A 21,381-nucleotide genomic window follows, 5' to 3' on the forward strand; every position below is an offset into this window, starting at 1 on the left:
CAGTTCACCCGACCGCAGAAAGGTAATCGCTGTAGAACAGGCCAAGGCCGACGGCCGACGCGATGCCGGCCAACAACCAGAACCGTATGATCACCGTCGTTTCGGCCCAGCCGCTCAACTCGAAGTGGTGATGGAACGGAGCCATCTTGAACAGTCGGTTACGCGTGGTGCGGAACACCGCCACCTGCAGGATGACCGAGGCCGCCTCGGCCACGAACAGCGCGCCGATCACGATCATCAGCAGCTCGGTGCGGGTGGTGACGGACAGGCCCGCCAGCAGACCACCCAGCGCGAGGGAACCGGTGTCGCCCATGAAGATCTTGGCGGGCGCGGCGTTCCACCACAGGAAGCCGATACAGGCCGCGCCGCCCGCGGCGCAGACCAGCGCCAGATCCAGCGGATCGCGCACGTTGTAGCAGCCCGCCTCCGGATGGGTGGAGCACGCGTTGCGCCACTGCCAGAAGGTGATGATCATGTACGCGCCCAGCACCAGCGACATCGAACCCGCCGCCAGCCCGTCCAGGCCGTCGGTCAGGTTGACCGCGTTGGACCAGGCGACCACGACCAGGGCCACGAAGAACAGGAACACGACCACGCTCATCGACACCGTGGTGATGTCGCGGGTGTAGGACAGGTGCCTGCTGGCCGGGGTCAAACCGTTGGCGCCCTTGAACTGCAGCGCCAGCACGCCGAACACGACCGCCGAGGTCAGCTGGCCGATGTACTTGCCGGCCGCGGTGAGCCCGAGGTTGCGCTGCTTGCGCAGCTTGATCAGATCGTCCAGGAAGCCGACCAGGCCGAGCGCCGTGGCCAGGCCCATCACCAGCAGACCCGAGGCCGAGGGGCCGGGTTCGCCGTAGCTCATCGAAATCAGGTGCGAGCCCAGGTAACCGGCCCACATGCCGACGATGATGGCCACGCCGCCCATGGTGGGGGTGCCGCGCTTGGCCTTGTGGCTCTCCGGGCCGTCGACCCGGATCTCCTGGCCGAAGCCCTGTTTCGCGAAATAGCGGATGACGACCGGGGTCAGCAGGATGGAGACGCCGAGGGCGATGGCCGCCGACAACAGAATCTGGGTCACTGCACGGCCTCCCGACCGGCGGGGGCGGCCAGCAGGTGTTCGGCCACCGTCCAGAGCCCCACGGACTTGGACGCCTTCACCAGCACCACATCGCCTGCCTCGAGCTCATCGTCCAACAGTGCGATCGCGGCGTCGAGGTCGGGCACCAGCACCGACTCCTCGCCCCACGACCCTTCCATGACCGCGCCCTGATGCATGCCGTGCGAGGGGCGGCCGGTGCCGACCACGATGAGCCGGTCCACGTCCAGGCGCACCACCAGGCGGCCGATGCGATCGTGTTCGATGACCGAATCATCGCCCAGCTCACCCATTTCGCCGAGCACGGCCCAGCTGCGACGGCGTCCGATCTCGCGGCCCTGCCCGTCGGCGCCGCCCGCACGGGACATGGTGACCAGCGCCTTGAGCGCGGCCCGCACCGAGTCGGGATTGGCGTTGTAGGAGTCGTTGATGACGGTGACGCCGTCGGCGCGGGTGCGCACGTCCATGCGCCGCACCGAGGCGGCGTTCGCACCGGCGAGCGCGGCGGCCACGGTCGCCAGATCCGCGCCCTGATCCAAGGCCACGGCGGCCGCGGAGAGCGCGTTGCCGACCTGGTGTTCCCCGTGCACCGCGAGCTCGATCGGAATCGATCCGCCCCCGGCGTGCAGGGTGAAGCGCGCCCGGGCCCGATCGTCCATGTGCACGTCGGTGGCGCGGATGTCGGCGTTCGAGTTCAGGCCGACGGTGACCACGCGCGCAGCGGTCCGGGTGGCCATCTTTGCGACGAGGTGGTCATCGAGATTGAGCACGGCCAGACCGGAGGACGGAAGCGCTTCCACCAGTTCGCCTTTGGTCTGCGCGATCACCTCCTGGCTGCCGAACTCGCCCAGGTGCGCGGTGCCGATGTTCAGCACCACGCCGGCGTTGGGCGGGGCGATCTCGGTCAGGTGCCTGATGTGCCCGGGGCCGCGCGCGGACAGCTCGAGCACCAGGAAGCGGGTGCTCGCGTCGGCGCGCAGGGCCGTCCAGGGGTGCCCGAGTTCGTTGTTGAACGACCCGGGCGGGGCCACCACGGCGCCCAGCGGGGCCAGCACGGCCGCCAGCAGATCCTTGGTGGAGGTCTTGCCGGAGGAACCGGTCACCCCGACCACGGTCAGGCCGCCGGCCGCCACCAGACGGTCCACGCTCGCGCGGGCCAGCTTGCCCAGTGCCTCGAGCACCGCGGCGCCCGAGCCGTCGGCGTCGTGCGCCAGCGCGATCGCGCGGCTCGCGTGCGGTCGCGGCGCGACCACCACCGCGGGCGCGCCCACCGGCCGGGCCGCCAGTACCGCTACCGCGCCCTGGGCCACCGCCTTGGCCGCGAAATCGTGGCCATCGGCGCGCTCACCCGGCAGCGCCAGAAACAGGTCACCGGAACCAATTGCGCGCGAATCGAATTCGACCGCTCCGGTGACCTTCGCTTCGGGGTCGGGAACATCGTGCAGCGTGCCGCCCACGATGTCCGCGATCTCCCGCAAAGTCATCTCGATCATGAATGCGTCAGATCCCTCGTCTTTCGCGACAAGGCCACCGCGAGCACCTCACGGTCGTCGAACGGATACTTCACTCCCGAAATCTCCTGCCCTGTCTCATGTCCCTTGCCCGCGATCAGCACCACATCGCCCGCACTCGCCCAGTCGACGACGGCGGTGATCGCGTCGGCCCGGTCCCCGACTTCCCGGACCTGCCCGCGTTCTGCCGCCGGAACCGCCTCGGCTCCGTCACGGACCGCGGCGCGAATGACCGCCGGATCCTCACCGCGGGGATTGTCGTCGGTGATGATGAGCAGATCGGCGCCGCGCGCCCCGGCCGCGCCCATGAGGGGGCGCTTGCCGGCATCGCGATCACCGCCCGCGCCGACCACCACCGCGAGCCGTCCACCGCCCTGCTCGGCGAGCAACGCGCGCAGCGTCGCCACCACCGATTCGATGGCCGCGGGCTTGTGCGCGTAGTCGACCACGGCCAGGAACCCCTGACCGCGATCCACCCGCTGCATGCGCCCGGGCACATCCACCTCACCCAGCGCACGCGCCGCGGTCGCCGGATCGGCGCCCGCCGCGGTGCACACGGCCAGCGCGAGCAGGCCGTTGGCGATGTTGTACGCGCCCGGAAGCCGCAGGCGCACATCCATGTTCGCGCCCGGACCGGACGCGGCGAACTCCTGGGTCCCGGCCGCGCCGGGCCGGGCCGCGCTCGCGACCCAGTCGGCGGGCACGCCGGGCCGGGTGGCCACGGTGATCAGCTCCCGATCACCGGTCGCGGCGGCGGCCACGGCGATGTCGCCGGCCAGCCGCACGCCCCACTCGTCATCGATACAGACCACCGATCGAGCCGCGGGCACCACCGCCGATCCGTCCGGCACGAACAGCCGGCGCTTGGCGGCGAAGTAATCCTCGAAGCCGGCGTGGAAATCCAGGTGATCCTGGGACAGGTTGGTGAACGCGCCGACCGCGAACTCCACCCCGTCCACCCGGCCCAGCGCCAGCGCGTGGCTCGAGACCTCCATGACCACCGCCTGTACCCCGCGCTCGACCATGACCGCGAACATCGCGTGCAGCTGCGGGGCCTCGGGGGTGGTCAGCGCCGAGGGCACCCGATCCCCGCCGATGCGGGTCTCGATCGTGCCGATGAGCGCGGTACGCAGACCGGCGGCCGCCAGGCCCGCCTCCACCAGGTACGACGTGGTCGTCTTACCGGAGGTGCCGGTGATACCGACGATGCGCAGGGTGCGGGACGGGTCCCCGTACAGGGCCGAGGACAACTCGCCGAGAATCGACCGGGGCGCGTCGTGCACCAGCACCGGCACGTCGATCTCGCCGATGAGCTCGGCTCCGGCCGGATCGGTGAGGATCGCGACCGCGCCCTGTTCCACCGCCGCCCGGGCGAAACGCGCGCCGTGCGCGTGCGCACCGGCCAGACCGGCGAACAGATCACCCGGCAGCACCGCGTTCGACCGCTGCTCGATACCGGTGACCCCCACCTGCGCCGGCACCTCGGCCGCACCCGCCGGGCGCGCGCCCGTCAGTTCCGCCACCGCCCGTAAGGAGGTGACGGGGGGCGTGCTGGGCCGAAGCACCTGCGGCGGAATCGAACTTCCGCTGCGCGGCTCCATCGAATCTCCGCGACGCGGATCCGATTGCGCGGGCACGAAGCTCCTCTCCGGGACTCTGGTCATTGGTTAGAAATCCGGCATCGAGACTCGACTGCGAGCCTCCGCATTCATCCGGATCGACGTGTCAGGTTACCTGTGTTGGATCACCGGGCGATCGGCACGGCGGAGTTCGGTCACCCACCGCCGCGCACACCGACCGTGCCGAACGTGCCGCCCATCGATTTCCGCGCTAACTCGCCTGCAGAACCAGCGGTTCGACCGGTGGCGACGGGGGGACGCGATCGCGCTGCAACGCCCACGAGGCGATGCTGTGGAACAGCGGCGCGACCGAACCGCCGCCGCTGCCGTCGGAGCTGCGCACCGGCGCGTCCAGCATCATGCCGATCACGTAGCGCGGATTGTCGGCCGGAGCCATCCCCGCGAAGGTGATCCAGTAGCGGTCCGTGGAATAGCAGCGGCACTTCTGATCGATCTGCTGCGCGGTGCCGGTCTTGCCCGCCACCTGATAGCCCTCGATGGCCGCCGGGCCGCCGGTACCGGTCTGCACTCCGCGCGGATCGCGCTGCACCACCGACTGGAACATGCGGCGCAGTGTCGCGGCGGTCTCCGGGCTCACCACCTTGACGCTCTCGGGCTGCTCCTCTTCGATGCGCTCGCCGTTCGGGGCGATACGCGCCTTGACGATGCGCGGCGGAATCCGCACCCCGTCGTTGGCGATGGCCTGGTACATGGCCGCCATCTGCAGCGTCGTCATCGAAAGACCCTGTCCGATGGGCAGGTTCGCGAAGGTCGAGCCGGACCACTGATCGCGCGCGGGCACCACGCCCGCGCTCTCGCCGGGCAGGCCGACCCCCGTGCGCTGGCCCAGGCCGAACTTCTTGAGCAGATCGAAATAGCGGTCCTCGCCGACGCGCTGGGCCAGCATCAGCGTGCCCACGTTCGAGGACTTACCGAAGATGCCGGTGGTCGTGTAGGGCGCGACGCCGTGATCCCACGCGTCGTGCACGGTGACGCCGCCGGTGAAGATGCTGCCGGGCACCTGGTGCACCTCGTCGGGGGTGGTCAGGCCGTATTCGATGGCGGCGGCCGCGGTCACGATCTTGTTGACCGAGCCGGGCTCGTACACCTCCTGCACGGTCGGGTTGCCCAGGTCCGAGGTGGACCAATACTTGGACCCCAGTGCGGGATTGAAGGTGTTGTCGTTCGCCATGGCCAGCACCTGACCGGTGTGCGCGTCCAGCACCACCGCCGAGGCCGCCTGCGCGCCGGAGTTCTCCTTGGCCTGCTGCACCTGCTGCTGCACGTAGTACTGCAGATCCTGATCCAGGGTCAGTTCCACGCCGTAGCCGTTCACCGCGGGCTGCTGATCACGCCACGAACCCGGGATGACCGCGCCGTCCGAGCCGCGGTCGTAGGTCATCGAACCGTCCGACCCCGCCAGGATGGCGTCCATCGCGGACTCGAGGCCGATCTGCCCGTGCCCGTCCCAGCCGGTCGCGCCGATCACGTTGGCGGCCAGCGACCCACCCGGGTACTCGCGCATGTCCTGCCGCTCGGTGCCGACCTCGGGGAACTTCAGGCTGATGTCGGCGGCGATGCGCGGATCGACGTTGCGCACCAGGTAGGTCCAGGGCTCATCGCTCTGCAGCAGCGCCAGCATGTCCTTCTCCGGGGCGGCGATGCCGAGCTTCTCGTGGATGTACTTCGCGATCGCCTTCATCCGGTCGTCCGGATCGGGCTTGGTCGAATCCTTGGCGTGCGCGTCGGCCAGGTCCTTGCGCACCCGCACCGGCTGGAAGGTGAGCGCCTTGGCCGCGATCGTGAAGGCCAGCGAATGCCCGTAGCGATCGGTGATGGGACCGCGGGTCGCCGGATCGGGCAGTTTCACCGTGCGCTGGCTGGCGGCCTCGGCCGAGAGCTCGGGCGCGGAAAAGCTCTGCACCCAGAGCAATTGGATGGCCGAGACCAGCAGCGCGATGAGCATGACCAGCCTGCCGACGCCGAAGCGGAACCGGGTGGAGGTGTCCATGACCGAGGGGTTGCGCGGACGCGGACGACGGCCCGGTCCGGAACCGGCACGGCCGGAGCCGGTTCGGTTCCGGGCGGCGGCCGACCGCGCACGCGGGGAGTCCGAGCGGCTCCGGCCGTCACGACCGGCGCGGGAAGGGCTCATCGAGGCGCGCCGTTCGGCGCGGCCTGCAGCGACGGGACCTGAGCGCCCGGAAGCTGCGGGGCCTGCGCCGGAGCGGGCGCTGTCGTCGGTGGTTTGGCGGTGGTGGTCACCGGCACCAGGCGCTCACCGGCGCCGGGAGCCGACACCGAACGCGGCGGCTGGGCCGCGGCCACGGGCGGCGTCGTGTTCAGCGGGGCGGCCGGATTGCCCTGTGCGGGAACCGGATCGCCGACCACCGTCACCTCACCGTTCGGGCCGATCAGCAGGCGCGCGGGATCCTTGGCCGGGATCATGCCCAGCTGCGCGGCGCGCGCCGCCAGCTCGGGTGCGGAATCGGCGGCCTCGACCTCGCGCTGCAGCGCCGCCCGCTCGTCGGAGAGCTGCTCGTTCACCCGGCGCGCGTCGCCGAGCTGATAGCTGCCCTCGGTGGCGCGGGTGGTGAGCAGCAGCGTCAGAGCCAGACCGCAGCCCAGCAGCGCGATGATGCTGGCCACGAAGGACATCCGGCCGCGCGGGGCGGGCCCGCCGGTCCGGCGCAGCAGCTGCGGCAGCTCGGCCCGGGCGCGACTGCGCCGGCGCGCGTAGGCGCGCTGTGCCGCACCCGATTTCACCTGCTCCGCCGCCTGCGCCCGCCGGGCCCCCCGGCCTGCGGACTGCGTCCTGATCGTCATAGCCCGGCCCCGTTCCACGCCGGGCCGGCGTGCCACCTCCAGTAATGCCCGGTTCGCCGCCGCATTCGAATCTGCCCCCGCGTGGTGACGCTCCGCTCCCGCCTCATTGCCCTGCCTCCCCTGCGATTCGTTCCGCGGCCCGCATGCGCACCGGGGTGGCACGCGGGTTCTGCTCGATCTCCTGCTCGGTGGCCTTCTCCGCGCCCCGGGTCAGAATCTTGAATTCCGGTCCCATACCTGGCAGTTCATAGGGCAGGTCCAGGGGCGTACGCGAGACCGACCGCTTGGTCAGCGCCGCCTTCACCACCCGGTCCTCGAGCGACTGGTAGCTCATGATGACGATCCGGCCGCCCGGCGCCAGCGCGTCCAGCGCCGCGGGCACGGCCAGTTCGAGGGATTCGAGTTCGCGATTGACCTCCACCCGCAGCGCCTGGAAGGTGCGCTTGGCGGGGTGACCGCCGGTGCGGCGGGTGGCGGCGGGGATGGTGTCGTAGAGCAGTTCGACCAGCGCGGCGCTGGTGGTGAAGGGGGTGCGCTGGCGGCGGCGCAGGACCTCGGAGGCGATCTTGCCGGCGAATCGCTCCTCGCCGTACACCTTCAGGACCCGCGCCAGATCACCGTGGGAGTAGGTGTTGAGCACATCGGCGGCGGTGGGCCCGGTGGTCGGGTCCATCCGCATGTCCAGGGGTGCGTCGATGGAGTAGGCGAAACCGCGGTCCGCCTCGTCCAGCTGCATGGAGGACACGCCCAGGTCCATGAGGATCGCGTGCACCGACCCGCGCGGGGACAGGCCCGCCTCGTCGAGCGCGTCGGCGATGCCGTCGTATCTGGTGTGCACCAGGGTGATTCGGTCCTGGAACGGGCTGAGCCGCTCGCCCGCCAGCTTCAGGGCGTTGGTATCGCGATCGAGACCGACCAGCCGGATGTCCGGGTAGGTGCGCAGGAAGTGTTCGGCGTGGCCGCCGAGGCCGAGCGTGCAGTCGACGTACACCGCGCCGGGACCGCCCGATTCCAATGCGGGACCGAGGATTTCGTCGGCGCGATCGAGGAGAACCGGAACATGGCGGGGACCGTCACTGTCTCGGTGCACCTTCGACCTCCCGGATCCTGCCTCACATTCGTCGCACGGCCACGTATGGGTCGCTCGCGATTCGGACTGCACTGAACTACCCAGTTGTGAATCATTCAGTCGCACTGAGATGCGGCTCGGTTGGCACCGAAAGCTTCAGTGTCGGTGACCAATGCCCCGTGGTCTCTGACCGAACCCGGCACCTGGCGTTGGGGAAGTACGTCAGGGTCCGCGTCGGGCAGAGGCCGCAGGGCACTCGCCTCGCTGTGGGCTAGAAGATCCCGCCCAGCGACTCGTCTCCAGCCTGCGAGTAATCCTCCTCGTGTTCGGCGAGGTAGGACTCCCACGCCGCCTTGTCCCAAATTTCGAGAAAGTCGACCGAGCCGATCACCACGCAATCCTTGGTCAGACTGGCGTAGCGGCGGTGCTCGGCCGACAGAACGATCCGGCCCTGAGCGTCCGGGCGCTGTTCATCGGTGGAGGCTGCCAGGTTTCGGACGAACGCCCGGGCCTGCGGATTGCTCCGCGACGCGGCCGCGGCTCGCCGCGCAAGCGCGGTGAACTCGTCCTTCGGATATACGGCAAGGCTGTGGTCCTGTCCCTTCGTGACCATCAACCCTCCCGCCAGCTCGTCACGGAACTTCGCAGGCAACGTGAGTCGCCCTTTATCGTCCAGTCGAGGGGTATAGGTACCGAGAAACAAATCCCGCCACCTCCTACCGGATCACCTCTCGACTGTTGGCCTCCTGTAGTGCGCGCTCCACATTACCCCACTTTCCCCCACTTTCAATCGAAAGCGGCGGTGATCTCGGTCCCCGCTTGGCGAACTTCGCAGGTCACACCAGCTATCACGCGGGTGGGGAACTTTCGCCCCTGTTCCCCCGACACGCGCGGCACGCCTCGGCCGCGACCCGACAACAGCCAGCAAACCCGCAGATAGCGCCCATTTCCGACGTGGGTGGGGCGCGGTGGGGACACCCGGTGGGTGGAGGTGGGGAATCTCGGCGGCAGTCCGACACGCCATGCACAACTCACGAGAAACGCCGTGACGCCACACCTCAAATCGGTGTGGCGCCACGGCGTGTCGCACTTGCTTCAGTTACAGCGAATCGATCCGCTCCGATGACAACGGAGCGGATCGCTCAGTTGTCCTGTTCGAACCGGCGACGGAACCGGTCCTCCATTCGTGACGAGAATCCGCCCTGCTTGCGCGGCCGGCCGCGGCCGCCGCCGGGACCGGGCCCGGCCGCGGGGTGCTGCTCGTCGCCGCGCGCACCCTGGGAGTTCATCCCAGGGCCACCGGTCAGCAACAGCACTCCCGCGCCGAACATGACAATGAAGCCGATCAAGCTGATGATCGGGAAGTCGCCCAGCTTCACGGGCGCGGCTATGCCTGCCACGAGTAAGAACAGACCGAGGACGAACAAAGCCGCCGATTGGAGTCTGCGTCGGCCGGTAGCGGAACGTAGGCGTCCACCCCGAACCGTCGAGGCGAACTTGGGGTCCTCAGCATAGAGCGCGCTCTCGATTTGTTCGAGCATGCGCTGCTCGTGCTCGGAGAGTGGCACGGTACCTCCCCCGGCACTAGGTGGTGGCGGTCGCCTCCGGGTAAGCGACAGATAGCCGGCGTTGGCGGCTGTCTGCCCCAATAATACGAGTTCGATCAGCGAGCTACCACCTACTCGCCGGAACTCAGGCCAGCATTCCCGCAACCCATCCCGTACTGGGACGCAAACGAGACGTAGAAGCTAGCAGATCTTCCACGTCGTGCAGGAATGCGCCTACCCGCGAAGCGAACTCATCGGCCCGCGAATCGTCCACCTCACGCGGCAGACCGGCCTCGAGCGCCGCGCGCGTCTCGGACTGACCCGTGAAGTAGTCGGCCCACATGACGAACTCGGGCGCGGCCTTCTGCATGAGCACCCACGCGTTGCGGGAACGGGCCCGCGGCGCGCGATCGGCGCCCGTCAGCGCGAGCACCGCGCCCGCGCCGCGCAGCGCGGCCAGGTAGGCGGTGCGGAACCGTTCGGTCGGATCGTGTTCACCCGCGGCTTCCATGAGCAGGCCGTCGGCCCGCCGGAGCAGCTCACCGGCACGGCCGGGATGACGCGGGCGTTCAGTTGTACCGGACATCGGGCACCTCCCCACTCGCAATACCCCGCCTCGCCGGGTACCTCTTCCGAAGCAGATGAGCCACCACGAAGATCGAACAGGTATTCGAAGGTTTCAATTGTGACTGAATATAGAGACACCCACCGACAAGTTCCGGAAATCGACCCCGCGAGAGGGTATGGAATCGCGGACGCCGCGCGATCGGCACTATCGTCGAACCCGTCCGTGTCACCGCCCGCCCCGCCGAACCCCGAGCCTTCCCCTCGCCGAGTCGCTCCGCCTCGCCGAATCCCGCCGCCGCCCCCGCCGAGGCACTGCCCGCCTCGCCGAAACCCACCGTCACCCCCGCGAAGTCACCGTCCCTCGCCGAATCCCACCGTCGCCAACGAGAGCCGCGCCTGCCCGATGACCGCCGTCACCCCCAACACCACGCCCGCACCCGTCGTCGTCGATCTGTCGGCGGCGACCCTGCGCGCCCGGCTGCACGACGCCCTCGCGGTGTACGTCGCGGCGATGGACTATCCGCGCGGCACCGAGCATCAGCGCGCGCCGATGTGGACCGAGCACACCACCCGGCCCGGCTGGCAGTCCGTGGCCGCGGTGCTGCCCGACGACGACGGGCGGCTCGACCTGCGCACCGCGCCCATCGTGGCCATCGCGTACGGGTATCACGGTGCGCCGCACCAGTGGTGGCACCAGCAGGTGTACAGCGGTATGCGCCGCACGGGCTGGCCCGAGCACGCGGCGCGGGAACTGCTCGCGGACTACTTCGAACTCACCGAGCTGCACGTGCACCCGGCCGCGCAGGGGCGCGGGATCGGGGAGATCCTGCTCACCCGGCTGCTGCAGAACCGGCCCGAACGCAGCGTGCTGCTGTCCACCCCGGAGGTGGATCACGAGGCCAACCGGGCCTGGAAGCTGTATCGGCGGCAGGGTTTCGGCGATGTGGTGCGGCGCTTCATCTTCGCCGGGGACACCCGGCAGTTCGCCGTGCTCGGGCGGCAGCTGCCGCTGTGAGCGTGGTGATCATCGGCTCGGGCCACAACGCGCTGGTCGCGGCCTGCTACCTGGCGCGCGACGGGCACGCGGTGGAGGTGCTCGAACGCGACACGGTGCTGGGCGGCGCGGTGTCCACGGTCGAGCGGTTCCCCGGGCACCTGGTCGATCGCGGGTCGTCCGCGCACATCATGATCCGGCACACCGGGATCATCGAGGAGCTCGAACTCGAACGCTTCGGGCTGCGGTACATCGACTGCGACCCTTGGGCTTTCGCGCCGGCGCCACCCGGCTCGGACGCGCCGCCGCTGGTGTTCCACCGCGATGTCGAAGCCACCTGCGCGTCCATCGCGGCCGCCTGCGGTGCGCGCGACGCGGCGGCGTACCGGGAATTCGTACGGGTGTGGGGGCCGCGCACCGCGCGCGTCATGCGCTCGTTCGGCGGCGCGCCCACGCCCGGGCGGCTGTTGCGCTCGTTCTGGGGGCTTGACGCCCGGGGCGGCGGCAGCGCGCTCTCCCGCGAGTTCCTGCAGAGCGGAGACGCCCTGCTGGACAGCCTTTTCGACGACGAGCGGCTCCGGGCGGCGCTTGCCTGGTGGGGCGCCCAGTCCGGACCGCCCATGTCCGAGCCCGGGTCCGCGCCCATGGTCGGGTTCGCCGCGCTCATGCACACCCTGCCGCCCGGGCGCGCGGTCGGCGGCAGCGGCGCGCTCAGCGCGGCGCTGGTGGCACGGCTGCGCGCCGACGGCGGGGTGGTCTCCCCCGGCGACGCCGCCGTCGCGCTGACCCGAGCGGGCAGCGGCTGGCTGGTGCGCACCGCGAGCGGGCGAGAAGTGCACGCGGACACCGTGATCGCGGGCAGCCACATCCTCACCACGCTGAACCTGCTGGAGCAGGGCGGTTTCGACGCCGAGACGCTGACGGACTGGCGGCGGCGCATCCGCGTCGGGCCCGGCATCGGCATGGTGGTCCGGGCCGCCGCCTCGGCGCTGCCCCGGTACGCGGGGGCCGAGACGGCCGAATCCGCGCACGGGCTGCAGCTGCTCGTCACCGACCGCGCGCAGCTGCGCACCGCGCACGGGGCGGCCCTGGCCGGGGAGCTGCCCCCGCGCCCGGCGGTGCTCGCCATGAGTTTCAGCGCCCTCGATCCGAGTATCGCGCCCGCGGGCGAGCATCAACTGTCGCTGTGGGCGCAGTGGCACCCGTACGCGCTGGCCGACGGCAGTTCCTGGAGCGATCACGCCGACCGCGAGGGCGACCGCATCATCGCCGAAGTAGACACCTACGCACCGGGTTTCGCCGATTCCGTGCTCCAGCGCCACGTGCAGACCCCGGTCGACCTCGAACGCGAGATGGGCCTGCTCGGCGGCAACGTGATGCACGTGGAGATGTCCCTGGACCAGATGTTCCTGTGGCGCCCCCTGCCCGAACTCTCCGGCCACCGCGTCCCCGGCGCCCCCGGCCTCTACCTGACCGGCGCCTCCACGCACCCCGGCGGCGGCGTCTCCGGCGCCAGCGGCCGCAGCGCCGCGGCCCTGGTCCACCGCGACCTGCGCCGCCCCCGCCTCCGGCTTCGCCTACCCCGCCGATGACAGACGCCGCCCTACCCCGCTTCCGCACCACTCCGCACCCGGCGTGCGCCCTGGCCGGACGGCCCCCGGCCCGCTCCGCAACCACCCCCGCGAAGCGTCGGCTCGACGACGGCATCGGCACCGCCGATGACTCGGGACGTGCTCGCCGCCGACCGGCCACGCACCCGCCTGCCCCCCGCGCGCCGGGTGCGGCGGCCGGCGGCCGGAGCACGACGTGTTGAGCCGGAGCGCGGCGCCGACAGGGGTGCTCGCGGTGGACCGGGCGACGTGGGTGGCGATCACGCCCGCGGTCCTGCTGGTCCTCGTGCAGATCTCGTACCCGCTGGTGCACGGGGTCGCCCGGGACCGGGTCACGGTCGCGGTCGTGCTGTTGTCGGCGGGGACGGCGCTGGTGCACGCGGGGTTGACGCGCGGGGTGCGGTGGGCGGCGGGACTGCTGGTGATCGTGTCGGGGGCCGGGCTGGTCGCGGAGATCGCGGGGATCGCGACGGGGATCCCGTTCGGGTGCTACGAGTACGCGAGCGGGCGGCTCGGACCCGAGGTCGCGGGGGTGCCGCTGGTGGTGCCGCTGGCCTGGACCGGCGGGGTGTATCCGGTGTGGGTCGTAGCGGGGCTGCTGAATCCGGCGGGCCGGGTGCGGATTCCGCTGACCGCGCTCGGCGCGGTGGGCTGGGACCTGTTCCTGGATCCGCAGATGGTGGCCGACGGGCAGTGGACGTGGTGCTCGGATTTCCCGGGGCTGCCCGGACTCGGGGCGATTCCGTTCACGAACTACCTGGGCTGGTTCGCGGTCGGGCTGGTGATGGCCGGGCTGCTGCAGCTGTGGGATCGGACAGCGCCGGACAGCCGGGCCGCACTCGTCGTCCCGGTCGCGGTGTTCGGGTGGACCTGGCTGGGGTCGGCGCTGGCCCACGCCGTTTTCCTGGGTCTGCCGGTGTCCGCCGGCTACGGACTCGCCGGTATGGCGGTGCTCGGGATTCCACTCGTTCGCGGGCTGCTGGCCCGTCGAATCACACTGCGGCCCCTGGACCATGGCACGATGTGAGCCGTGCCGAGTCCGATCATCTCCACAGCAGACGACACGCTCGAACCCGAACTCGCGGCAGCCCCGCGAGCCTCGGCTCCCCGGCGGCGATCCCGCCGGTGGCTGCGAATATCGGCCGCCCTGCTGCTGGCCACGCTGGCCTTCGCGCTGACCGGCTGCCTGCGCGTGCAGGCGTCCATGGGCGTCTCGTCCAACGACCGGGTGTCCGGGCGCATCGTGGCCGCGGCCGTCCCGCAGAACGACAAGGACAAGGGACCGCAGCTGGTCGCCCCCGACGCGCTGTCCGGCAAGGTCCGCGTCGACCCGTACAGCCAGGACGGCTACGTCGGCTCGCAGGTGTACTTCGACGATCTCACCTTCGGTGAGGTGTCCCAGCTCGGCGCGCTCTCGGATCAGACGCAGGGCATGTTCAACCTGCAGTTCACCCGGGTCGGCGATCTGGTCACCCTGACCGGCCGGGTGGACCTGAAGAGCCTGCCGCCGCACGGCTCGGACGTGCAGTTCACCGTGGCCTTCCCGGCCCGCGTCGCCACCACCAACGGCACCCGCGAGGGCGATTCGAAGGTGGTCTGGAAGCTCTCCGCCGGTGAGGTGAACCAGCTGCGCGCCGAAGTCGGCTACGCCGACCCCAACACCCGCTCCTTCGCGGGCTGGGCGGGCATCGTCGGCGGCGTCACCCTCGCGGTGGCGGCCATGGTCGCGGTGCTGGCGTACATGAACCGGAACCCCGATCCGCCGGCGTTCGTGCGCGCGATGCGCTGGGTGCGCCCCGACCACGAACACCGGGTGTGATCGTGTCCCGCACCGGCGAGTTCGCGGTGCGGGCCGGGACTGCCCTCGCCCTGTTCGGGGCGGCGACCACGCTGCTCAATCGAATCACCGTGCGGCAGTTGCGCACCGCTCCCGCGCCCGTGGACGAGGTGGTCACCGTCTGCGTCCCCGCCCGGGACGAGGCGGACCGGCTGCCGCGGCTCATCGCGGATCTGCGTGCGCAGCGCGGTATCTCGGATCTGGGCGTGCTGATCCTGGACGACGCCTCCGCCGACGGCACCGAGGCGGCCGCGCTGGCGGCGATCGGTGACGACGAACGATTCACGGTGGTGCGCACCGATATCGCGCCGCCGCCCGGCTGGACCGGCAAGAACGCCGCCTGCGCGCGGCTGGCCGAACTGGCCGGACAGGACTTCGGGATCCTGATCTTCCTGGACGCCGACGTGCGGCTGACCCCCGGCGCGCTGGCGGCGGCGGTCACCGAATTGCGGCGCGGGCGTGCGGGTCTGGTGTGCGCCTGGCCCCGGCAGGAGGCCGGATCGGCGCTGGAGCGCCTGGTGCAGCCGCTGCTGGCCTGGTCCTGGGCCGCGACCCTGCCGCTGCCGCTGGGCAATCGGAGCCTGCGGCCGAGCACCGCCGTGGCCTGCGGGCAGTTCCTGGTCTTCGACGCCGCGGCCTACGCGGGCATCGGCGGCCACGCCGCGGTGGCCGACCGGATCACCGAGGATCTCGCGCTCGCGCGGGTGCTGCGGCGGGCCGGAACACGCACCGAACTCGTGGCGGGCGGGCAGGTGGCGCGGACCCGGATGTACCGGGGCGCACGCGAACTCGACGCCGGGTATACGCGCTGGCTGTGGTCGGCCTACGGCGGGGCCGCGGGCAGCGCCGCGATCGGGCTGTACACCGCACTCGCCTACTGGGGCCCGCCGCTGGCCGCGCTCCTGGGCCGGGGCCGAGTCCGCCGCGTGGGCCTGCTCGGCTACGCCGCGGCCGTCACCGGCCGCCTGCTCGCCAGATCCACCGAGACCGGCGGGCCGCCGACCCGTGCGGATGCCCTTGCGGCGCTGGCACATCCGATCTCGGCGGCGGCCTATCTGGGCCTGTCCGCGCGTTCACACCTCGCGCACTCGCGCGGGCGGCTGTCCTGGAAGGGCCGCGCCCTCGGCGACGCGCACTGAACCTCGGCGACGCGCGTCCGCCCCCGGGACTACGGCACCGGGGTCAGGCCCACCGTCGGGAAGAAGAAGCACGAGTTCTCGCCGTTGCGCACCACGCCGAACATGGCGGCCAGCACCGTGCCCGAGCCGGTGTTCACCGGGACCGCCCGCACCCCGCCGCGCGGGAGCGCGCCCGCGAAGAACTGGGCGACCGCCTGCTCCACCATCGGGCGCAGTTCGAGCGGAACCTGTTCGGGGATCATGCCGTTGACGACCTGCGCGAGCGTGCCCATGGGCGCGAAGCCGCTGCGCCCGGTGTCGAGGTTCAGCCATACCACCTGCATGCCGGAGGTGTCGGCGCCGTCCGCGTTCACCCCGTAGGGGACGAACGCGTACATGGTCTGGCCGGTCTTGACGGCCGAGAGATCCAGTCCAGGAACGGCGATGGCCTGTTTCGGCCAGGGGCCGGGGATGGCGCCCGCGACGGCCGGGGCCAGGCCCAGGGTGGTGCCGGTCAGGCAGTAGGGCGCGGCCGTGGGGTACAGGAAGGGCTGAATGCCCAACTGCTGCAGGCCCTTCACGGTCTCGCCGTAGGCGGCGAGCCAGTCCGTGGGCGCGGCGGCGTCGGTCGCACCCGCGAGGGTGGCGGTGTCGGTCGCGCCCGCCAGGGCCGCCGCGGCGGCCGCGGTCTCCCGCGGGCCGAGGCCGTTCGCCATCGCGGCGGCGACGCCCTGGGCCAGGGCGGCGGCGACTCCGTTCCCCGCAGCGGTGCCGGAATCGGCCGCCGAACCCTGACCCAAGCTGGTAGCCGGAGAGTTGCGAATCTCCGGTGCGGTGGGATCCAGGGGATCCGCTACCGCCGGACCGGCGGCGGTGAGCAGCGCACAGGCGCTCAGCACGCCTGCGACACGTACGAGGTGCGGCAGCACGGACATGATGGCTCCTCAACGTCGCGGTCGAGGTCGCACGCTACTCCGCTGATCAGCACATTCCAGACATTTCACCCGGCACGCCCGGTGCCGGATTCAGCGCGGCACACGTCCAGCGCCGGATTCGGTGCGCGCCGCGCGATCAGGCGTGCACGGCCGCCGGAGCCACCGCGTAGCCGAGGTTCGCCAGCACTTCGCCGGTGGCCTTGGCGAAATTCAGGGTGATGAAGTGCAGGCAGGGCGCGCCCTCGTCGATGAGACGCTGGGCCATCTCGGTGGCGATCTCGATGCCGGCCGCGCGGACCGCCGCCTTGTTCTCCTGCGGGCCGTCACCCGCGGCCCGCTGCAACCGCTCCATGACTCCCGCGGGCAGTTCCCGCCCGCACAGTTCCACCGCGCGCTGCACGGTCCGCAGCGAGGTGATGGGCATGAGCTCGGGGATGATCGGCTTGGCGCCCTCGACCGGATCGAGTGCGAGCGCGCGGTCGCGCAGGCGCAGGTAGTGCTCGGGGTCGAAGAACATCTGGGTGATCGAATACTCCGCGCCCGCACGGAGTTTGGCGATCAGGTGCGCGGTGTCGGTCCCCAGGTCCGTCGAGCGCGGATGCCCCTGCGGGAACGAGGCCACACCCACGTGGAAGTCGCCCAGCTCGCGCACCATGCGCACCAGTTCCTCGGCGTATTCCACGCCCTCGGGGTGTTTGATCCACTCCCCCAGCGGATCTCCCGGCGGATCGCCGCGCAGCACCAGCAGATTGCGGATACCCGAGTCCGCGTACGCGCCGACGATCGAACGCAGTTCCGCGACACTGTGATCCACGGCCGTCAGATGCGCCACCGTGAGCAGGGTGGTCTCGCGGGCCAGCTGGCCGGTCACGCGGATCGTGCGGTCCCGGGTGGACCCGCCCGCCCCGTAGGTCATGGACACGAAGGCCGGATGCAGGCGTTCGAACTCCCGGGCCGCCCGCCACAACCGGGCCTCGGCCGCGGCGTCGCGCGGCGGGTTGAACTCCACCGAGAACGGCACCGACCCGTCCGGGCGCGGCCCGAGCTGCTGCACGATCGAGCGAGTTCCGGACACGAGCGGCGTGCGGGAAACTCGGCCAGGGGTCGAATATCCCCGTACATTCTCGAAACTCACGGCCCCAGTTTAAGGGGCGCGCTCACCCGCCACCCCCGAACCCGCCCCCGCCCACCCCTCCTACCGGCATTTTCCGCTCCGCGCAGGAAAATATTCACCCCCGGACCCGCCCCCGACGGGCCGAACCCCGCCCCGCGCACCCCACCTGTGGAACCCGCCACTCTCACGCCCGCCCACACCCGCGAACCGCTCGAGCACCGCATCGGAACCGATCGGGCATGAGCCCCGGCCGCGGGCACGGGGACGTGCGCGGTGCGCGGGTAGAGCACAGCCGGGTCGGCGCCGAACCGGGCAGAGACGGCGGGGGTGGCGCGGGCGGATGTGCTTCGGGAACCTGCCGCTCGGTACAGTCGGTGCCGAACCCCGCCCGTGGCCAGGTCGGCTCGCGGTGTGGCTGTTCGGCGAACCTCCCCCAGCACCGCACGGGCGGGTCGCCGAGCGCCGGTGGCCGGGGACGCGAACGCGTCGCGCGCGAGTGCGCGGCACCCACCCCGAGGAGGATCCGCTGTCCGCCGGAACCGGTACCCCGACCCGCCAGCCGGTCGGCGCGGAATCGCTCGTCGCCGCCGTGCAGGAGCGCCTGACCGCCTTCTTCGAGACCCGGCGCGAGATCGTCGAGCCGCTGGGCCCGGTCGTGGTGGAGGCGGTGCGGGTGCTCGAGCAGTTCGTGCTGCGCGGCGGTAAGCGCACCCGGCCCGCGTTCGCCTGGACCGGCTGGCTCGGCGCGGGCCGCGACCCCGAGGATCCCGAGGCCGACGCGGTCCTGGTGGCCTGTGCCGCACTGGAACTCGTGCAGGCGGCCGCGCTCATCCACGACGACATCATCGACTCCTCGCGCACCCGGCGCGGTTTCCCGACCGTGCACGTGGAGTACGAGCAGCGCCACATCGGCGAGCGGTGGATCGGCGACGCCCTGCACTACGGCGAATCCATCTCCATCCTCATCGGCGATCTCGCCCTGGCCTGGGCCGACGACATGACCCGCGAGGCCGGGCTGCCCCCGGCTGCCCTGGCCCGCTTCGGCCCGGTCTGGGCGGCCATGCGCACCGAGGTGCTCGGCGGGCAGATGCTCGACATCCACGGCGAGGCCGGCGGCGACGAATCGGTCGAGGCCGCGCTGCGCATCAATCGCTACAAGACCGCGGCGTACACCATCGAGAGACCGCTGCACCTGGGCGCGGCCCTGGCCGACGCCGACGCCGAACTCATCGCCGCCTACCGGGAATTCGGCACCGACATCGGCATCGCCTTCCAGCTGCGCGACGATCTGCTCGGCGTCTTCGGCGATCCGGCCGTCACCGGCAAGCCGTCGGGCGACGATCTGCGCGAGGGCAAGCGCACCGTGCTCATCGCCGAGGCCCTGCGCCGCGCCGACGCCACCGACCCGGCCGCCGCGGCCCTGATCCGCGACAACCTGGGCACCGACGTCTCCCCGGAACTCGTCGCCGAACTGCGCACGATCCTGACCGACCTCGGCGCTGTCGACGCGGTCGAACAGCGCATCTCGAGCCTGACCGACCAGGCCCTGACCGCCCTGGACGCCAGCACGGCCACCGCCGACGCCAAACGCAGGCTGCGCGCCATGGCCCTGGCCGCCACCGCACGCTCGTACTGACGGGCATCCGGAGCGGACGCCACGCGCGGGCGGGATGGCGCGCGCCGAGTCCCGTGACGCGGGCCACGGCAGTCCGGCCGGGGTGGCGGCACGAAGCAGCAGTGTGGCACCGATATCGAAGCGGGGAAATCAGTGATGGGCATGAAAACGGTTGCGGGGCCGAGTGATCGGGTCGTCGTGGTCGGCGCGGGTCTGTCCGGGCTGGCGGCGGCGCTGCATCTGCTGGGGGCGGGGCGGTCGGTGACCGTGCTCGAACGCGCCGATCACCCGGGCGGCCGGGTCGGGCTGTACCGCGGGGACGACTACGAGATCGACTCCGGCGCAACGATTCTGACCGTGCCCGAACTCATCGACGAGGCCCTGGCCGCGGTCGGCGCGACCCGGGAGTCCACGGGCCTGCGGATTCTCGAACTCGCGCCCGCCTACCGCGCGCGCTTCGCCGACGGCGCCGAAGTCGGGGTGTACTCGGACGAGGAACAGATGACCGCCGAGATCACCCGGGTGCGCGATGCCGCCGCCGGGCAACGCTATCGGCGGCTGCGCGCGTGGCTGCGCGGCATCTACGAGTCCGAGTTCGAGCACTTCATGGACACCAACTTCGACTCGCCCCTGGACATGGTGCGCTACCCGGACAAGCGCCGGGCGCTGCTGAAACTGGTGCGGCTCGGCGGTTTCGGGCGGCTCGGCCCGCGTGTTCGCCGGCTCGTGGGCGACGAGCCGCTGGCCCGGCTCTACAGCTTCCAGGCCCTGTTCGCGGGCACCGCGCCCAATCAGGCCCTCGCGGTCTACGGCGCCATCCCGTACATGGACACCTGCCTCGGCGTGTACTACCCCGAGGGCGGCATGCGGGCCATCGCGGCCGCGCTGGCCCGCGCCTTCACCGACGCGGGCGGCGTGCTGGAGCTGAACGCGGAGGTCACCGGCATCGAGTACCGGGGCCGCCGGGCCACCGCGGTGCGCGTCGCCGACGGGCGCGCGGTGCCGTGCGACGCGGTGGTCGTCACCGCCGACATCGGCGGCCTCGAACGCTTCGGCCTGCCCCGGCGCCGGGGCCTGCGCGCCTCGCCCTCCGCGGTGGTCGCGCACGGAACCGTCCCGGCCCACATCGCGGCCGGCTGGCCGGTGCAGGCGCATCACACCATCGACTTCGGCCGCGAATGGGATCGCACCTTCGCCGAGATCGCCGCCCGCCCCGGCCGCGGATCGCTCATGAGCGATCCGTCGCTGCTGCTCACCCGGCCCGCCCTCACCGATCCGGCGCTGTACATCGACCGCCCGGGCACGCATATCGACGCCGCCGGGCAGCTCTCGGACACCGTGCGGCACGAACCGCTCTCCCTGCTGGCCCCGTGCCCCAATCTGGACGCGGCCCCGCTGGATTGGGACCGGCTCGCCCCGTTCTACCTGCGCGAGCTGCTGGGCGTACTGGAAGACCGCGGCTACCAAGGTATTTCGGAGCACTTCCGGATCGACCACGTCGACACGCCGCGCACGTGGCGCGATCGGGGCATGTTGGCGGGCACGCCGTTCGCCGCGGCGCACCTGTTCCGCCAGACCGGACCCTTCCGCACCCGGAACCTGGTTCCGGGCCGTGACAACGTGGTTCTGGCGGGTTCGGGCACGGTCCCCGGGGTCGGCGTGCCGACCGTGCTGCTGTCCGGAAAACTCGCCGCGACCCGAATCACGGGTGATCTACGACATGCCGGGGCCCGAACCTCCCCTGCCGAGGCGGTAGCACCGCCGCACAAGCACTAGACTCATCCGCGTCCTGAACCAACGCGGCTGGCGCCGCCGATCTTTCCGGGGGGAACGACCACCGATGCCGACCCCCGATACGGACGCCGCCATCACCACGCGCGGCACCCACGCCGACCGGATCACCGGCGGCACGGCATCGCA

General features: G+C 71.4%; 18 protein-coding genes. 7 read left to right on the top strand and 11 right to left on the bottom strand.

What is annotated here, in order from left to right; genetic code table 11:
* Positions 1-4: 4 nt before the first annotated feature.
* The 9 genes from mraY to ACFVBH_RS37360 form a co-directional block, all read right to left on the bottom strand.
* Entirely contained in the window at positions 5-1,081 is a 1,077-nt protein-coding gene (gene mraY, locus ACFVBH_RS37320; RefSeq protein ID WP_354987287.1) for a phospho-N-acetylmuramoyl-pentapeptide-transferase, read from the bottom strand.
* Positions 1,078-2,592 (bottom strand): UDP-N-acetylmuramoyl-tripeptide--D-alanyl-D-alanine ligase, encoded by a 1,515-nt coding sequence (gene murF, locus ACFVBH_RS37325; protein WP_379009150.1) that lies wholly within the window; start codon positions 2,590-2,592, stop codon positions 1,078-1,080. Before murF ends, mraY begins: the two co-directional genes overlap by 4 nt.
* Positions 2,589-4,211, bottom strand: coding sequence for a UDP-N-acetylmuramoyl-L-alanyl-D-glutamate--2,6-diaminopimelate ligase (locus ACFVBH_RS37330; protein ID WP_379009152.1), 1,623 nt, complete (start codon positions 4,209-4,211; stop codon positions 2,589-2,591). The genes murF and ACFVBH_RS37330 overlap by 4 nt, the downstream gene beginning before the upstream one ends.
* A 229-nt stretch (positions 4,212-4,440) precedes the next feature.
* Positions 4,441-6,240: a penicillin-binding protein 2 gene (locus ACFVBH_RS37335; protein WP_354987290.1), complete on the bottom strand. Its 1,800-nt coding sequence runs from the start codon at positions 6,238-6,240 to the stop codon at positions 4,441-4,443.
* 140 nt (positions 6,241-6,380) lie between these two features.
* The gene (locus tag ACFVBH_RS37340; RefSeq protein WP_354987291.1) at positions 6,381-7,055 is read right to left on the bottom strand and encodes a hypothetical protein; all 675 of its coding nucleotides are present in this window, start codon (positions 7,053-7,055) and stop codon (positions 6,381-6,383) included.
* A gap of 103 nt (positions 7,056-7,158) precedes the next feature.
* Positions 7,159-8,145, bottom strand: coding sequence for a 16S rRNA (cytosine(1402)-N(4))-methyltransferase RsmH (gene rsmH / locus ACFVBH_RS37345; protein ID WP_354987292.1), 987 nt, complete (start codon positions 8,143-8,145; stop codon positions 7,159-7,161).
* 250 nt (positions 8,146-8,395) lie between these two features.
* Positions 8,396-8,827: a division/cell wall cluster transcriptional repressor MraZ gene (gene mraZ, locus ACFVBH_RS37350; protein WP_354987293.1), complete on the bottom strand. Its 432-nt coding sequence runs from the start codon at positions 8,825-8,827 to the stop codon at positions 8,396-8,398.
* Between the two features lie 439 nt (positions 8,828-9,266).
* Positions 9,267-9,692: a DUF3040 domain-containing protein gene (locus tag ACFVBH_RS37355; RefSeq protein WP_354987294.1), complete on the bottom strand. Its 426-nt coding sequence runs from the start codon at positions 9,690-9,692 to the stop codon at positions 9,267-9,269.
* A gap of 124 nt (positions 9,693-9,816) precedes the next feature.
* Positions 9,817-10,257 carry an SAV_6107 family HEPN domain-containing protein gene (locus ACFVBH_RS37360; protein WP_354987295.1) on the bottom strand — a complete coding sequence of 147 codons (441 nt, stop codon included), beginning with the start codon at positions 10,255-10,257 and terminating at the stop codon, positions 9,817-9,819.
* A 384-nt stretch (positions 10,258-10,641) separates the two neighbouring features.
* On the opposite strand from ACFVBH_RS37360, the gene ACFVBH_RS37365 reads away from it, so the two are divergent.
* From ACFVBH_RS37365 to ACFVBH_RS37385, 5 genes are all read left to right on the top strand, one after another.
* Positions 10,642-11,253 (top strand): N-acetyltransferase, encoded by a 612-nt coding sequence (locus tag ACFVBH_RS37365; protein WP_354987296.1) that lies wholly within the window; start codon positions 10,642-10,644, stop codon positions 11,251-11,253.
* On the top strand, positions 11,250-12,824 hold the full coding sequence (locus tag ACFVBH_RS37370) for a phytoene desaturase family protein (RefSeq protein ID WP_379009161.1): 1,575 nt from the start codon (positions 11,250-11,252) through the stop codon (positions 12,822-12,824). Before ACFVBH_RS37365 ends, ACFVBH_RS37370 begins: the two co-directional genes overlap by 4 nt.
* Before the next feature lie 253 nt (positions 12,825-13,077).
* On the top strand, positions 13,078-13,869 hold the full coding sequence (locus tag ACFVBH_RS37375) for a carotenoid biosynthesis protein (RefSeq protein WP_379009915.1): 792 nt from the start codon (positions 13,078-13,080) through the stop codon (positions 13,867-13,869).
* 102 nt (positions 13,870-13,971) lie between these two features.
* Positions 13,972-14,661: a DUF3153 domain-containing protein gene (locus tag ACFVBH_RS37380; protein ID WP_354987309.1), complete on the top strand. Its 690-nt coding sequence runs from the start codon at positions 13,972-13,974 to the stop codon at positions 14,659-14,661.
* Complete coding sequence (locus ACFVBH_RS37385) at positions 14,661-15,818, top strand: glycosyltransferase family 2 protein (RefSeq protein ID WP_379009923.1); 1,158 nt, start codon at positions 14,661-14,663, stop codon at positions 15,816-15,818. Before ACFVBH_RS37380 ends, ACFVBH_RS37385 begins: the two co-directional genes overlap by 1 nt.
* Before the next feature lie 29 nt (positions 15,819-15,847).
* Here the strand turns inward: ACFVBH_RS37385 and ACFVBH_RS37390 are convergent, their stop codons facing one another.
* Both ACFVBH_RS37390 and ACFVBH_RS37395 read right to left on the bottom strand, forming a co-directional pair.
* On the bottom strand, positions 15,848-16,732 hold the full coding sequence (locus tag ACFVBH_RS37390; protein ID WP_379009164.1) for a hypothetical protein: 885 nt from the start codon (positions 16,730-16,732) through the stop codon (positions 15,848-15,850).
* A gap of 136 nt (positions 16,733-16,868) precedes the next feature.
* Positions 16,869-17,867, bottom strand: a complete 999-nt coding sequence (locus ACFVBH_RS37395) for a methylenetetrahydrofolate reductase (RefSeq protein WP_379009166.1) — start codon at positions 17,865-17,867, stop codon at positions 16,869-16,871.
* 475 nt (positions 17,868-18,342) lie between these two features.
* On the opposite strand from ACFVBH_RS37395, the gene ACFVBH_RS37400 reads away from it, so the two are divergent.
* Positions 18,343-19,482 (top strand): polyprenyl synthetase family protein, encoded by a 1,140-nt coding sequence (locus ACFVBH_RS37400; protein WP_379009169.1) that lies wholly within the window; start codon positions 18,343-18,345, stop codon positions 19,480-19,482.
* A 141-nt stretch (positions 19,483-19,623) separates the two neighbouring features.
* Positions 19,624-21,237: a phytoene desaturase family protein gene (crtI, locus tag ACFVBH_RS37405; RefSeq protein ID WP_379009173.1), complete on the top strand. Its 1,614-nt coding sequence runs from the start codon at positions 19,624-19,626 to the stop codon at positions 21,235-21,237.
* The last annotated feature ends 144 nt before the right edge of the window (positions 21,238-21,381 follow it).

The sequence above is a fragment of the Nocardia sp. NPDC057668 genome, assembly GCF_042799795.1.
Classification (GTDB): domain Bacteria; phylum Actinomycetota; class Actinomycetes; order Mycobacteriales; family Mycobacteriaceae; genus Nocardia.

Bases quoted from the DNA above. Each gene is read 5' to 3' on its own strand.
- murF (WP_379009150.1), bottom strand. From the start codon at position 2,592: ATGATCGAGATGACTTTGCGGGAGATCGCGGACATCGTGGGCGGCACG.
- ACFVBH_RS37330 (WP_379009152.1), bottom strand. From the start codon at position 4,211: ATGGAGCCGCGCAGCGGAAGTTCGATTCCGCCGCAGGTGCTTCGGCCC.
- ACFVBH_RS37335 (WP_354987290.1), bottom strand. From the start codon at position 6,240: ATGGACACCTCCACCCGGTTCCGCTTCGGCGTCGGCAGGCTGGTCATG.
- ACFVBH_RS37340 (WP_354987291.1), bottom strand. From the start codon at position 7,055: ATGACGATCAGGACGCAGTCCGCAGGCCGGGGGGCCCGGCGGGCGCAG.
- ACFVBH_RS37360 (WP_354987295.1), bottom strand. From the start codon at position 10,257: ATGTCCGGTACAACTGAACGCCCGCGTCATCCCGGCCGTGCCGGTGAG.
- ACFVBH_RS37365 (WP_354987296.1), top strand. From the start codon at position 10,642: ATGACCGCCGTCACCCCCAACACCACGCCCGCACCCGTCGTCGTCGAT.
- ACFVBH_RS37390 (WP_379009164.1), bottom strand. From the start codon at position 16,732: ATGTCCGTGCTGCCGCACCTCGTACGTGTCGCAGGCGTGCTGAGCGCC.
- crtI (WP_379009173.1), top strand. From the start codon at position 19,624: ATGAAAACGGTTGCGGGGCCGAGTGATCGGGTCGTCGTGGTCGGCGCG.